This window comes from Halosimplex carlsbadense 2-9-1, from assembly GCF_000337455.1.
Taxonomy (GTDB): domain Archaea; phylum Halobacteriota; class Halobacteria; order Halobacteriales; family Haloarculaceae; genus Halosimplex; species Halosimplex carlsbadense.
This window is the reverse complement of the sequence record NZ_AOIU01000036.1, coordinates 44,306-57,324: the sequence shown is the minus strand read 5'-3', so window position 1 is coordinate 57,324 and position 13,019 is coordinate 44,306. Positions and strand designations below refer to the sequence as shown.

Sequence of the window (13,019 nt, the reverse complement as noted above, 5' to 3'; positions counted from 1 at the left end):
GGTGGTGTGTTCGACCGACGCGCGACCGGCGTGCGGCCGATCGCGAACGAGGGGGTTCCGGCGATACCCCTCCACCGCAGCCCCTGAGGGGTTACCGCCAGTGGTCGAGCCACAGCGGAACCGAGCTCTGGATCCAGCCGTCGGTGGCCTCGTCGTCGTAGATGACGAGGTCCGCGCCCGTGAACACGGCCCGATACCGACCCACGGTCACGTCGTCGTCGGCGGTCACTGGCAGTTCCCCGTCGTTGTCTGCGTTGCTCGACATCTGTTGTCCTCCGGGTGCAGTACCCTTACCTCCCGCTTGGGACGGCACCCACTTATACATGTGTTACCAACCACCACAGCAGAGAAGATCGCACTGGGGCCACAGGGGATGCCGCGGCGACGGCAGGGCCGCCTGCCGGGGATCGTTCGGGCCAGCGCGGTCACTCGCCGTCGGGGACGACGACCTGGTTCCGGAGGTCGTCGGTGCGTCCGTCCTCGATCCGTTCGACGTTTTCCACGAGGATGTCGGCCAGTCGCTCCCAGTACTTCGGGGTCGACCCGGCGTTGTGCGGCGTGATCCGGACGTTGTCGAACTCCCAGAGCGGGTGGTCGGCGGGCAGCGGCTCCGGGTCGGTCACGTCCAGCGCCGCGCCGCCCAGCTTGTTCCCGCGGATCGCGTCGACCAGCGCCCCGGTGTCGACGATCGGTCCGCGGCCGACGTTGACGAGGACGGCGTCGGTCGGCATCGCCGACAACTCGCCGTCGCCGACGAGCCCGCGCGTCTCGTCGGTCAGCGGCGCCGCGACGACAACGTACTCCGAGCGCGAGAGCGCTCCCTGGAACGCCTCTTCGTCCGTGAACCCGACGACTTCGTCGGTCGGCCCGCCCTTCCCGGGGCTGTAACGGGCGCCGATCGTCTCGACGCCGAACCCGTCCAGCCGCTCGACGACGGCTTCGCCGATGGCGCCCATGCCGACGACCGTCACCGTCGAGCCCTGGAACTCGCCGCCGCGGAAGTGCTGCCAGGTGTTGGTCCGCTCGCGGCGCCACCCCTCGTCGAGTCGCCGGGCGAAGCCCAGCAGCCAGCCGACCACCTGCTCGGCGATGTTCGGACCGTGGACGCCCGAGGCGTTCGTCACCGCCACGCCGCGCTCGCGGAAGGCGTCCAGCGGCAGGTGGCCGACGCCGGCAGAACCGCCGGCGAACAGTTCGAGGTCCTCGGCGCGCGCGAGCAGTTCTTCGTCCATGTGCATCCCGGTGACGACCCGCGCCGTGCCGATCGTCTCCCGGGTCTCGCCTTCCGTCCGCGGGAGCTGGACGTGGTAGCTCGGGAGCCGCGAGCGGAGCTCCGCGGCGTACTCGCTCGCCGGGACCCCGTGTGCGGGCTGGTTCAACACGACGATCCGGTCTGATCCGGCCATGGTCCCGTCTCGTCCGTGGCCCGCATAAGCGTTCGCGCGAGCGAGGAACTCGCCGGGTCGTCCGCGACGACCGGCGGATCTCCCGACGACCGCGTCCCCCGAACGTTTTAGCGCTCTCCCGCCGCACCGCCGCCCATGCACCGACGCTTCGTCTCCCCTCGCGCCTACGTTCAGGGCGCCGGCGCCCTCGGCGATGCCGGCACCGAGTTCGACCGCCTCGACGCCGACCGCGCCGTCGTCCTCGGTGGCGACACCGCTCTCGCGACCGTCGGCGACGCCGTCTCGACGGGGCTCGCCGACGCCGGGATCGAGGTCGCTCACACCGCCGCGGGCGTCGACCGCTGTACCGACCCCGCGCTCGACGACCACGTCGACGCCGCCACGACCGCCGGCGCGGACCTCGTCGTCGGCGTCGGCGGCGGCGTCGCCATGGACGTGGCCACCGCCGTCGCCGATCGCATCGGCGCGACACTGGCGGTCGTCCCCACCATCGCCAGCACCGACGCGCCCACGAGCACCGTCGCCGTCGTCTACGACGACGCCGGGAACTTCCGCGAGGTCCGCTACCGCGACCGCAACCCGGAACTCGTCCTCGTCGACACCGCCGTCGTCGCCGCCGCGCCCGCCCGCTTCCTCGCCTACGGGATGGGCGACGCCATCGCGACCCGCTTCGAAGCCGAGGCCGTCGCTGCCACCGGGGGCCGCACCGACGCCGACGGGGAGTCGAGTTTCGCCGCCCAGGCGCTCGCCGAGGAGGCCTACGGCCGCGTCCGCGAGCACGGCCCGGACGCGCTGGCCGCGGTCCGCCGCGACGCCGTGACCCCGGCCGTCGAGCGCGTCGTCGAGGCCAACACGCTCCTGTCGGGGCTGGGCTTCGAAAGCGGCGGGACCGCCGGCGCCCACGCCGTCCAGATCGGCCTCACCGACGCCGGCGTCCGCGAACCCCACGGCCTGCTCGTCGGCTTCGGCACCGTCGCCGAGCTCGTCTGTCGTGGTGCCGGCCCCGGGACGATTTCGGAGGTGCTCGACCTCCTGTTCGATATCGGCCTGGACGTGACCCTGGCCGAACTCGGCGTCGGCGAGGACGGCCTGATCACCGTCGGCGAAGTCGCCTGCGAGCACGGCATGGACCTGGAACCCGTCGACGCGACTCCGCGGCGAGTCGCCGACGCCGTCCGGACGGCCGACGAGCTGATCCGAGAGCGCCGCGGCGGGTGACCGTACCGTAGTCGCGTCGTGACAACCGACCCGCTCCGCCGCTACTCGGCCGCCTCTGCGGACGCCAGCCCCGCTTCGAGCAGACTCCGCGGCGACGCGTACAGCCAGCGGGTCGCGAGGCTGCAGCCGGTCACCGCCAGCACCGCCGGGATGAACGAGATCGGAAACCACCCCACGTCCGACTATCGAACGAAAGCACCCTACTCCGGTCGTTCGGCCGGGAATCGCCACGCATCTGGCGATTATTTCACCGCAAATGTATGGGCGCTGCAGGCTCCGGTTCGACCATCGAACGAATTGACCTCTCAGGCCTGGGGCGTCCGAATTCGCCCGTCTGAAAACCCTCCGTTATGACTCCCCAACGAGAGGTCTACACCCCCCTTGCGAGAAACAGAGCGCATCTGTTACACAGGGTCTCCTCCGGTTTTGAGCGAGTTTTCGTTCAGTACAAGATGTGGACAAAACGATTGGCCCAAACAAATGATGTAGCCCGTAAAGATGCGACCGGTCTGATATCCGATATTGGAACCGTGTTAAAATAGTTGCTGAGAGAACACACAATTTCTCTTCACAAATAGATCGAGGGTCTATCTAGATATCTCGCCGCTGGAACAGAACCTGACTCAGTATGAGCAATCCCAAAAATCCAGCAAGGAGGATACCAGAGTCCAGCAACTCATACGTTCCGTCGATCAGAACTGGTGTCGGTGAGTAGTAATGGGTCGGACTAATGAATTGAATCCACGAGAAATCCTCCGCCGCGCCAACTGCTGATTCGACGAGCCAGAGAACGAACATCAGCCCGATGGCAGCCCGCTCTGCAACCGCCGCCCGATTCACGAGTACCGAGAGAGTTATTCCGATCGCAGCGCAGACGAGGAGATACGGGATCGAGAGGAGATGCGCCAACACGAGATGCATCGGATCAACCGTCTCGCCAATCGCCACCACTAGACCGTACGTGACACCGCCCACAACTACGTTCAGCAGGATAAGTGGAAGCAACATCGACGCGAACTTCTCAAGAAGTAATTGGCTCCGAGAAACCGGGAACGAGAGCAACAGATCCATCCGATCGTTCTCGATATCACTTGCGATCCGTCCCGCCGCTGAGTATGCAAAGTAAATCCCAAGACCCACCAACCAGACGAACGTGTAAATCTGTCCTCCGAGCCACCCTTCAATCGTTCCGATCGTTTGAATGCCGAACGCCCCCCTCATCGCAGGCGGCACTGATTCCGCTATCTGCTCGTAGGCCGAAGCATCGACGAGGGAGAAATACCAGACGATGAAAGCCACGTAGAGGCTCACACCGATCGTCAGAATCACCGTTCCTCGGAGCCGACGGGTCGTCTCGTATCGGGTGGTCTCAAGCATCCGAGTGCACCTCCTGATTGGATTCTGCTGACCCATCTGCCCCGTAGTAGTGCAGGAAGATGTCTTCGAGCGGCGGTTCGCTAATTTTGATCTCACGCACGTCGTGGGTCGCAAGTTCCCGGAGCAGTGCGTTGTACTCACCAGTGTAAATGAACTGGAGCCCGTCCGCGAACGTCTGGACATCAATTACCCCATTGAGTGCTGTGAGATCAGCCCTGGCCTCATCAGTCGTCCGAAGCCGGACGCGCATACCACCTTGTCCTATCAACGTCTCGACATCCTCTAATCCGACGAGTTTTCCATCACGGAGGATTCCGACCCGATCACAAATGCGACGAACTTCGCTCAGTACGTGGGACGAGAAGAATAGCGTCTTCCCTCCCTCGCGTTCCTTCCTGACGAACTCGTTAAACTCCTCTTGCTTGAGCGGATCGAGGCCAGATGTCGGTTCGTCCATTATGACGAGCTCAGGATCGTGCATGAAGGCTTGGATGATGCCAAGCATGCGTTTATTCCCGGTAGAATACTCCCGAATAGGGCGTTCGACCGGGGGCGTAAATATATCGAGGAGTTCCTCTCGACGGTCATCACCTTTGACGGATCCGTGATAGTCCAGGACTTCTGCACCGGTCACCTCTTCGTTGAACCCGAGATGTGCAGGCAAATACCCGATTTGTCGCTTGGCATCGATGAGTGCATCCCCATCGTTGATATCTGCTCCGAGGACAGTCGCAGTTCCAGAGGTCGGTTCAAGTAACCCGAGAAGCGTCCGAATCGTCGTTGTCTTGCCGGCTCCGTTCGGCCCCAGAAAGCCGAAAATCTCTCCGCTTTCAACCGTAAACGAGACCGAGTCTACGCCGCGAACATCCCCATAATCCTTTGTCAGGTTATTAACTTCGATGGTAGCCATACTTCTTCTATCCTTCATGACTAAATATTCGTTCCGGTTATGTAGTAATAACTGAAAACCGATTCGGTTATGAGTTCACAGGTCCCTTTATCGAACATGCGGAAATTCAGTGATGAGGAACGGGAACGGATACAAGTAGAGCTAATTCAGACCGCACAGGAGCTGTTGGTGACGTATGGGCCAGCGAAGACAACTGTAAAGGACATCACTGACCCTGTCGGGATCGCTAAACCCACGTTCTATCAATTCTTCGACGCGAAATCTGATCTCTATGTAGAGATATTCAAACAAGAATTAGATGAGTTTGCGAAGACGCTGAGATCAGAACTGGAAGGAGTTGACGATCCACGGGAACGCCTCGAGCGGTTCTTCCGGTGTTACATCGAATTTGGCGAAGAGAACGAGTTCATCCAACAGGTCTTCCTTAGACAGGACTATCGAGACGTTCTTGGAGACATCTCATCCGATCAGATTGCTGAGATAGAGCGCAAAGAGATGGAAGCGCTGATTCCACCTATCCAAGACATCCAATCGCAAAGTGAGGGGCCCATATCTGAGATGGAGCCAGTAACCGTGTTAGGTCTCATGGGTTCATCACTTGGGCTCTTAATCCTTCATAAAGACGAATACGAGGAATACACGGCTGATATGGAGGAGATTCAGGAAGGGATATACAATCATATACAGGACAAGATGGTGGCGGTGCTTGCTAGGGGGCTCATATTAGAAGACTGATTGGATGGTATAACTGGTTTTTTCGATCAGCAACTTCGATGTGAAACGAGGAAATATCCTGCCAAATTCAGGCTCTGTATGCAGCACGCGTATCCTGACAAAGCCCAAGGGCGGTGTATCGATCGGCAGTTGATTTTCTGACTTGCCACCTGTTTAGCCGTAGGTGAACCCCGGTGGAGATCACCCGTCGTTCGAACATCGAACGAAAGCAACATCAGGATCGCTCGACCGACAACACCAACGCTATCCCGCGATTATTGGTCGGAGAATCTATGGGCGCTGCAGGATTTGAACCCGCGACAGCTTGGTCCGAAGCCAAGCACTCTGTCCAAACTGAGCTAAGCGCCCTCACAAACTTCTACACGAGCATCGATGTTTAAACGTCCCGATCCGTGCCGGAGGAGCGACGATCGCGATCCGGTCCGACGATATCGAGCGGTGGGCGGCGAATCGGGTCGGCCGTGCGAGCGGTCCCTGGATGCCGGAGCCATAATAAAGATTTTAACGACCGCCGCGACTAATCGACATATATCGAGCGGACCGGTCGCGGTTCGTGGCGAAACGGTGGTGACTCCCGTAGGAATGTACGACCTCGGATCGACGTTCGGGAACGCGACGGTTGCCCCGGGTACGAACCTGCTGGTCTCGGGGCCGCCGCTGTCGGGCAAGCGCCGCATGGCGCTCGACGTGCTGGCCCACGGTTCCGAGCGCGGCGAGGGGGTCATCGTGGTCACCACCCGCGACAGCGCGAGTCGCGTCCTCAACGACTACGAGGCGCTGGTCTCGGACCCCGGGTCGGTCGACATCGGCATCGTCGACTGCGTGACGAAACACCAGGGGCGGAGCGCCCGCGACACGGACATCGTCAAGTACGCCTCCTCGCCGGAGGACATGACCGGTATCGGGATCAAGTTCTCCGAGTTCGTCGAGGAGTTCCGTCAGGAGCGCGGGGTCGAGAACGTCCGCGTGCTGGTCGACTCGCTGTCGACGCTGTTGATGTACTCGGACGTCCAGACCGTCTTCCGGTTCATGCACGTGTTCACCAGCCGTATCGAGAACGCCGACGCCATGGGCGTCCACATCATCGAGTCGACGGCTCACGACGACGAGACACTGAACACGCTTCAGCAGCTGTTCGACCACGCCATCTCCGTCGAGGTGGACGGCTCGGTGTCGACGACGATCCCCGACGCGTCGCCGGACCCGCTGGAGCGGTAGCCGGCAGTCTTTTGCGCGTCTCGGCCCACTGTCCGTGTATGCCAGTCGATTCCGACGACACGCTTCGCGAGATCCTCGAAGGGGACACGATCGCCGTCGTCGGCCTGTCGAGCACGCCGGGGAAGGCCGCCCACGACATCCCGGCGTACATGCGCGAGCAGGGCTACGAGGTGATACCGGTCAACCCCTACGCCGACGAGATATTCGGCCGGGAGCCGTACGACTCGCTCGCCGAGGTCGAGGAGACGGTCGATATCGTGGACGTGTTCAGGCCGACCGACGAGGTACCGGGGATCGTCGACGAGACACTGGAGCGCGACGACGCCGGGACCGTCTGGCTCCAGCTGGGGATCACCCACGACGACGCCGGCAAACGCGTCACAGCGGCCGGTCGGCACTTCGTGCAGGACCGCTGTCTGAAGGTAGAACACGAACGGCTGTTCGGATAGCGTCGGGGCGGTGGCGACACCGCAGGCGACCGACCGCCTCAGTCGTTCGTCGCGGCGGAGTCGGTCGAGTCGGAGGCGTCGGCGCTGCTCGCGGCGTCCGCCGTGGTCGAGCCGGCGCTCGACGCCGTCTCGTCGGCGCTCTCGGCGTCGCTCCCGTCCGTCTCGCTCCCGTCTGCCTCCTCGCCCGGGTCGGGATCGGGGAGGCGCTCGGCGACGACGGCCTCGGCGTCGATACCCTGCTGTTCGGCCAGCGCCTCGACGATGGCGCGCTGTTCGGCCAGTTCCCGGTCCATCGAGTCGAGCTGGTCGCTGGTGGACTCGACGCGCTCTTTGAGGTCCTGGACCTGTTCGACGACCTGATTGAGCCGTTCGTAGAGTTTCTCCGCGATGTCGGTCACGCGCTGGATCTTCTTCGCGGTGTCACCGAATCCCATGCCCGGCCGTTCGGTCTCCCCCGTTGTCGGTGTTTCGGCTCGGCGCCCGGTCGCCGAGTGGTCTCGGACCGACGGAACGGGCCCCCTCGGGCGGAGACCGGGGCGATTAAACCCGGAGCGTGCGGAGTCAGGGACATGAAGCAGACGCGGCTCGCGCCGCTGGTCGGCGTCGTCGGGTGCCTGCTCGTGCTCGTGTCGCTGGGTCTCCCCTACGTGCTGGTCAGGACCGCGGTCGGGTCGGCCGTGGGGACCTACTACGGCGCGGGCGCGCTGAACCCGCTCGTCGGCGGGGTCTTCGCGCTGGTGGCCGCGATCATCCTCGCCGCGGGTCGCGACGAGCGCACCGACCCGCCGCTGGCGGCCGGCGTCGGCATCGCGCTCGGTTTCTTCGTCGTCGTCGCCCTCGCCGTCTGGGCGGTGACTCTCCCCGTCGGAGTCGTCGGTGGGATGGACGCACCGGCGGTGTTGAGTTCCCACCGCTGGGCGACGACGGCTGTCGCCGCGCTGATTCCGGGCGCCAGCATCTGGTGGTCGCGGACGCTCGGCTTGCTCTGAGCCCCGTCGCGGTCGGCCGATCTCGGGGCCGTGTCGTCGGAGTGACCCGAAAGGTCCTTATGATGGACGGGGGTACGTTGGAGTGGACTAGGCCGGGCAGCTAGGCCCTGCTCGTCACCTGCGGTATGGCCTTTAGCAGGGGCCGAACACCGGGTGCGTCCGGTCAGACGGGCGCGGGCCCCGCAAGCCAACATAGAAGCCTCGTCCTACGGGGACGGCGGTCCGCGGCGTCGCGTCTGCAGGGACGCGCGGCCGCGGTTGATCGAGGGCACTCCGTCAGGCGCGGAAGCGAGCAGCGGACCCTCGGACACCCGTCGCTCGCAGGGCCGCGGGGTGGAGGAGGCAAGCGGGATTCCCCACGCTCGAACGACCGGGCAACCTCGGGAGTCCGTCCATTCATACCGCTTTTTGCGTCGGAGAGCTCCTCGCGAGCCTCCGGCTCGCTGCGGGGGTCCTCCGCCGCAAAAACGTGGGGAAAAAGCCGGACGACTCGGTCGCTACGCTCCCTCGCGTCCGGTGAACCGCGCCTGCGGCGCGGGTGCTGGGGGCGGGCCTGCCCTTCCCCGGGTCGGCCGACGGAGCGGCCTCCCGGCCACCGCGACCGCCCTGCACAGCACCGCCCGGCCACCGCGACCGCCCCGCACAGCACCGCCCGGCCACCGCGACCGCTCCGCCACTGCACCGCATCACACCGCGACCGCTGACGACCTTATCCCCGCGGAGGGCGTACGCAGCGGTATGCCCACCGTCCGCACCAACGACATCGAGACGTACTACGAGCGCCGGGGCGAGGGGCCGCCGGTCGTGTTCGTCCACGGCGCTATCGTCGACTACTCCCAGTGGGATCCCCAACTCGACGCGCTGAGCGACGAGTACACCACCATCGCCTACGACGTGCGCGGTCACGGCCGCACCGGCGGGTCCCAGCGGGGCCGTTACTCCGTCGACCTGTTCGCCGACGATCTGGACGCGCTGCTGGACGCGCTGGAGATCGACGAAGCCGTCCTCTGCGGGCTCTCGACTGGCGGCTGCATCGCCCAGGTGTACGCCGCACGACACCCCGACCGGGTGGCCGGGCTGGTGCTGGCCGACACCTTCGCACCCGAATATCTCTCCGTCGGCGAGCGCCTCCAGCGGTCGCTGGCGCTCCGCGCGACGGTGCCGTTCGTCCGCCTGTTCGGCTACGAGCGCGTCGAGCGCTGGATGGTCAGGTTACAGGAGCGGATCTCCGGCGAGGGCGTCAGCGGCGACTACGGGAACATCGAGCGCATTCGCGAGACGGGACCGAAGATGGCCACCGACGAGTTCGCGAAGGTCATCGGCGCGGTCGCGGGTTTCCACCGCACCGAGGTTCGATTTCACGCGATTTCCGCACCGACGCTCGTTCTCTACGGGGAGCACGAGGCGCCGTTCATGCGCCGACAGGCCGAACACCTCGCTACCGAAATCGGCGGTGCGACCCTCCACGCAGTTCCCGGCGCCGGCCACGCCTCGAATCTCGACAATCCCGAGTTCGTTACCGAGGCTGTCCGGAAACTGCTGGCACAAGCGTACCCGAGTGAGGCGGTGGAGACGGCGGAAGTGACCGAGGAGAGCGGCACGTAGCGCGGTTGCGGTGTGGTGCGGTGGCGGAGCGGTCGCGGTGGCCGGGCGGTGGCCGGGAGGCCGCTCCGTCGGCCGACCCGGGGAGGGGCTGGTCCGCCCCCAGCATCCGCACCGCAGGCGCGGTTCACCGGACGCGAGCGACCGAAGGGAGCGAGACATCCGGCCTTTTTCCCCACGTTTTTGCGGGCAGGGGTTCCCGCAGGTCGCCGAAGGCGCCCTCAGAAGCGCGTCGCGCTTCTGATGGGCTGCGAAAATCGCCACGCGATTTTCGAACGACCGAGGAAACCCCCGTCAGGAAAAAGTGGCTAGTCGTCGCCCGTCGTCGGCTCGACGATGCCCTCGACGTTCGAGAGTTCGATGCCGCCGCCGATGGTGCGGTTCGGGTAGGGGATGTTGATGTCCTCCTCGTCGAAGCGCTCCTTGACTGCGGTGACGTACTCGCCGCGGGTCTTGACGAAGTCGGCGCGACTGGGCTCGGCGATCCAGATGCGCGACTGGAGGCCGACCGAGGAATCGCCGAGTTCGGTCAGTCGCACCGAGGGGGCCGGGTCGTCGAGGATGTCGGGGTGGTCGTCGGCCTCCTCGACGATGATCTCGGTGGCCGTGTCGATGTCGTCGTCGTAGCCGATGCCGAACAGGAACTTCAGGCGCAGCTCCTCCTTGGCGACGGGGTTCTTGATGACGCCGTCGGTGAGCTGGGAGTTGGGGACGGTGAGCAGTTCGTTGTCGAAGGTTCGCACGCGGGAGACGCGCAGGCTGATGTCCTCGACGACGCCGGCGTAGCCGTCCCACTCGATCCAGTCGCCGATGCGGAACGGCTTGTCCGTGTAGATGAAGATGCCGGCGACGAAGTTCTTCAGCACGTCCTGCAGCGCGAAGCCGATAGCGAGCGTCGCCGCGGCGGCGACGGTGGCGATGGAGGTGAGGATGTTGCCGTAGCCGGCGAAGGCGAAGGCGACGCCGAGCGCGCCGAAGGCGATGAGGAAGTTCGTGAGCTTCCGGAGCGGCTTGCGCGCGTGTTCGTCGAGGTCCCGCGCGGAGAGGAAACGGCCGACGATGGGGCTGATGAGGGCGCGGCCGAGGACGTACAGCGCGACGAACGCGACGACGAAGGTGATCGCCGAACCGGCGGCGTTGGCGAGCTGGGCTTCGAGGCCGAACGTATCGGCGAGGAAGTTCGCGATGGGGCCGTCGGGTTCGACCGGCGCCTCCGCCTGAAGCGGGGCCAGCGGGAGCGTCGTCATCGCTCGAACACCGCAGTGTGGCCGCGGGTCCGGACCACCTCGGCGTTGACCCGCTCCGCGAGGTCGTCTGCCAGCTCCTCCGTGGTGGTCCCCCCGCGGGCCGACCGGTGGAACTTCGCCTTGACGAACTCCCGCTCGGCCAGCTGGTCGTTGAGTTCGTCCTCGACGGGGTCGAGGCCGTTCTTGCCGACCCAGACCGTCACATCGAGTTCGTGGATCCGCTGTGCGCGTGTTGAATCACTCATGTCTCTATCAGTAGGAGTGAAGCCGTTCAAAGGTTACGGGTGGTGTCGGGCCGGAAATTCGCGGTCGCGAGCGCTGGTGTGCGGTCAGTCGTAGGGGTACCGGGCCTGCGCGCCGCAGTCGCAGGTGACGACGACGTGGCCCTCCTGCAGACGGACGCGGGCGTTCGCCCCGGGGCGGAGGTAGGCGTCGCAGCGGTCGCAGGTGAAGCGGGTGAACTCCCGGGGGAGCGCGAGGCGGTTGCGCTCGGCGATGCGGCGGGCGCGACGGACGTAGCGGCGTGCGCGGTCGTCCTCGCCGTCGACGGTCGCCTCCCTGGCGAGGTCGCGCAGGCGGTCGATGCGCTCGCGAGCGATTGCCTCGGTGTCCACGTTCCGAGATGTCGCCGAGCGGCAGGTATACTTTGCGTTCGGCCGGCGCCTTGCCGCCCCTGACCCGGCGGTCGGGACCGGTCCTCGAGGTCTCGGCGACCCGAACCGAGATGGTAACGCATTAACCCCCACTCGGCATACGGTGGGTCCATGGACCTGCCGAGGGTGGCCGCGTTCACGGACTCCTACCTGCCGACCCACAACGGCGTCACCTACACGATCCAGACCTGGCGCGACCGCTGGCACCGCCGCGGCGGCCGGATGGACGTGGTCTACCCCGGTAGCGACCACGAACCGGTCGAAGGGGAGTATCCGGTCAGTAGCCTCCCTTTTCCCTTCTACGAGGGGTTCCGCGTCGGCGTCCCCGGCGTCCCCGAGGCCGTCGACAGCGCCGAGGTGGTTCACGCCCACTCGCCGTTCAGCCTCGGTCTCGCCGGGCTGCGCCTCGCCCGGAAACACGACCTGCCGATGGTCGCCTCCTACCACACGCCGACCAGCGAGTACGCGGAGTACCTCGCGTTCACCCGCCCCATCGAGCGGGCCGTCGAGCGCAGCGCCGAGGAGTACGAGCGGCGCTTTCTCGACCGGACCGACGTGGTCGTCGCGCCCAGCGAGCGGACCGCAGACCACGTCCGCGACACCCTGGCCACGACGACGCCGGTCGAGGTCGTCTCCAACGGCGTCGACACCGACTTCTTCCGCCCCGTCGAGACCGAGCGGTTCCGCGAACGCCACGACCTCCCCGACGGGCCGCTCGTCGGCTACACGGGACGGCACGGCTACGAGAAGAACCTGCCGGCGATCGTCGAGGCCGCCGACGGACTGGACGTGACCCTGGTGTTCAGCGGGGACGGGCCGGCCCGCGAAGACATCGAACGAGCGGCCGCCGATGCGGACGTCGATGCGCACTTCCTCGGGTGGCTCGACCGCGAAGAGTTGCCCTCGTTCTACACGGCGCTGGACGTGTTCGCGTTCCCGAGCCCGGTCGAGACCCAGGGGATCGCGGCGCTGGAGGCCAACGCCTGCGGGACGCCGGTCGCCGGCGTCGCCAGCGCCGCCCTGGCCGACACTATCGACCAGGGCGAGACCGGCTACAAGGCGCCGCCCGACGACGTGGCCGCCTTCCGCGACGTGATCGCGCGGACGCTCGCCGAGCGCGACCGCCTGAGCGAGGAGTGTCTCGCCCGACGCGACGCCATCAGCGTCGAACACTCCGTCGACCGCCTCGCGGGCGTCTACGACCAGCTACGCTGA

16 protein-coding genes, 1 tRNA gene and 1 other RNA gene are annotated in these 13,019 nt (G+C 65.6%); 8 read left to right on the top strand and 10 right to left on the bottom strand.

Annotated features, from left to right (window positions below; genetic code table 11):
* Positions 1 to 91: 91 nt before the first annotated feature.
* Complete coding sequence (locus C475_RS23995) at positions 92 to 265, bottom strand: hypothetical protein (protein ID WP_161625209.1); 174 nt, start codon at positions 263 to 265, stop codon at positions 92 to 94.
* 160 nt (positions 266 to 425) lie between these two features.
* On the bottom strand, positions 426 to 1,406 hold the full coding sequence (locus C475_RS17065) for a D-2-hydroxyacid dehydrogenase (RefSeq protein ID WP_006885115.1): 981 nt from the start codon (positions 1,404 to 1,406) through the stop codon (positions 426 to 428).
* 135 nt (positions 1,407 to 1,541) lie between these two features.
* Here C475_RS17065 and C475_RS17060 point away from each other — a divergent pair, with 135 nt between their 5' ends.
* Positions 1,542 to 2,624, top strand: a complete 1,083-nt coding sequence (locus tag C475_RS17060; protein ID WP_006885114.1) for a glycerol dehydrogenase — start codon at positions 1,542 to 1,544, stop codon at positions 2,622 to 2,624.
* A gap of 41 nt (positions 2,625 to 2,665) precedes the next feature.
* Here the strand turns inward: C475_RS17060 and C475_RS25185 are convergent, their stop codons facing one another.
* From C475_RS25185 to C475_RS17050, 3 genes are all read right to left on the bottom strand, one after another.
* Positions 2,666 to 2,800, bottom strand: a complete 135-nt coding sequence (locus C475_RS25185) for a hypothetical protein (protein ID WP_268869920.1) — start codon at positions 2,798 to 2,800, stop codon at positions 2,666 to 2,668.
* 415 nt (positions 2,801 to 3,215) lie between these two features.
* A complete protein-coding gene (locus C475_RS17055) occupies positions 3,216 to 4,001 on the bottom strand; it encodes an ABC transporter permease subunit (protein ID WP_006885113.1) in 786 nt (261 codons plus the stop codon).
* Complete coding sequence (locus C475_RS17050; RefSeq protein WP_049930884.1) at positions 3,994 to 4,911, bottom strand: ABC transporter ATP-binding protein; 918 nt, start codon at positions 4,909 to 4,911, stop codon at positions 3,994 to 3,996. The genes C475_RS17055 and C475_RS17050 overlap by 8 nt, the downstream gene beginning before the upstream one ends.
* Positions 4,912 to 5,007: 96 nt before the next feature.
* Between C475_RS17050 and C475_RS17045 the strand changes: the two genes are divergently transcribed.
* A complete protein-coding gene (locus C475_RS17045; RefSeq protein WP_006885110.1) occupies positions 5,008 to 5,646 on the top strand; it encodes a TetR/AcrR family transcriptional regulator in 639 nt (212 codons plus the stop codon).
* Positions 5,647 to 5,919: 273 nt separating this feature from the next.
* Here C475_RS17045 and C475_RS17040 read toward each other — a convergent pair.
* Positions 5,920 to 5,994 (bottom strand) — tRNA-Arg (locus C475_RS17040).
* 234 nt (positions 5,995 to 6,228) lie between these two features.
* Between C475_RS17040 and C475_RS17035 the strand changes: the two genes are divergently transcribed.
* On the top strand, positions 6,229 to 6,864 hold the full coding sequence (locus C475_RS17035; RefSeq protein WP_006885109.1) for an RAD55 family ATPase: 636 nt from the start codon (positions 6,229 to 6,231) through the stop codon (positions 6,862 to 6,864).
* Positions 6,865 to 6,902: 38 nt separating this feature from the next.
* Complete coding sequence (locus tag C475_RS17030) at positions 6,903 to 7,313, top strand: CoA-binding protein (RefSeq protein ID WP_006885108.1); 411 nt, start codon at positions 6,903 to 6,905, stop codon at positions 7,311 to 7,313.
* Between the two features lie 38 nt (positions 7,314 to 7,351).
* Here C475_RS17030 and C475_RS24965 read toward each other — a convergent pair whose 3' ends face one another.
* Complete coding sequence (locus C475_RS24965) at positions 7,352 to 7,747, bottom strand: DUF5798 family protein (protein ID WP_006885107.1); 396 nt, start codon at positions 7,745 to 7,747, stop codon at positions 7,352 to 7,354.
* 135 nt (positions 7,748 to 7,882) lie between these two features.
* Between C475_RS24965 and C475_RS17020 the strand changes: the two genes are divergently transcribed.
* The 3 genes from C475_RS17020 to C475_RS17015 all read left to right on the top strand — a co-directional run bounded on the left by C475_RS17020 (position 7,883) and on the right by C475_RS17015 (position 9,907).
* A complete protein-coding gene (locus C475_RS17020; protein ID WP_006885106.1) occupies positions 7,883 to 8,302 on the top strand; it encodes a DUF7548 family protein in 420 nt (139 codons plus the stop codon).
* Between the two features lie 80 nt (positions 8,303 to 8,382).
* Positions 8,383 to 8,696, top strand: an RNA gene (gene ffs, locus C475_RS22470) — signal recognition particle sRNA.
* A 344-nt stretch (positions 8,697 to 9,040) separates the two neighbouring features.
* Entirely contained in the window at positions 9,041 to 9,907 is an 867-nt protein-coding gene (locus C475_RS17015; RefSeq protein ID WP_006885105.1) for an alpha/beta fold hydrolase, read from the top strand.
* Positions 9,908 to 10,212: 305 nt separating this feature from the next.
* Here C475_RS17015 and C475_RS17010 read toward each other — a convergent pair whose 3' ends face one another.
* The 3 genes from C475_RS17010 to C475_RS17000 all read right to left on the bottom strand — a co-directional run bounded on the left by C475_RS17010 (position 10,213) and on the right by C475_RS17000 (position 11,765).
* Entirely contained in the window at positions 10,213 to 11,151 is a 939-nt protein-coding gene (locus C475_RS17010) for a mechanosensitive ion channel family protein (protein ID WP_006885104.1), read from the bottom strand.
* Complete coding sequence (locus tag C475_RS17005; RefSeq protein ID WP_006885103.1) at positions 11,148 to 11,396, bottom strand: YhbY family RNA-binding protein; 249 nt, start codon at positions 11,394 to 11,396, stop codon at positions 11,148 to 11,150. Before C475_RS17005 ends, C475_RS17010 begins: the two co-directional genes overlap by 4 nt.
* 84 nt (positions 11,397 to 11,480) lie before the next feature.
* The gene (locus C475_RS17000; protein ID WP_006885102.1) at positions 11,481 to 11,765 is read right to left on the bottom strand and encodes a ribonuclease P protein component 4; all 285 of its coding nucleotides are present in this window, start codon (positions 11,763 to 11,765) and stop codon (positions 11,481 to 11,483) included.
* Between the two features lie 150 nt (positions 11,766 to 11,915).
* Between C475_RS17000 and C475_RS16995 the strand changes: the two genes are divergently transcribed.
* Positions 11,916 to 13,019 carry a glycosyltransferase gene (locus C475_RS16995; RefSeq protein ID WP_006885101.1) on the top strand — a complete coding sequence of 368 codons (1,104 nt, stop codon included), beginning with the start codon at positions 11,916 to 11,918 and terminating at the stop codon, positions 13,017 to 13,019.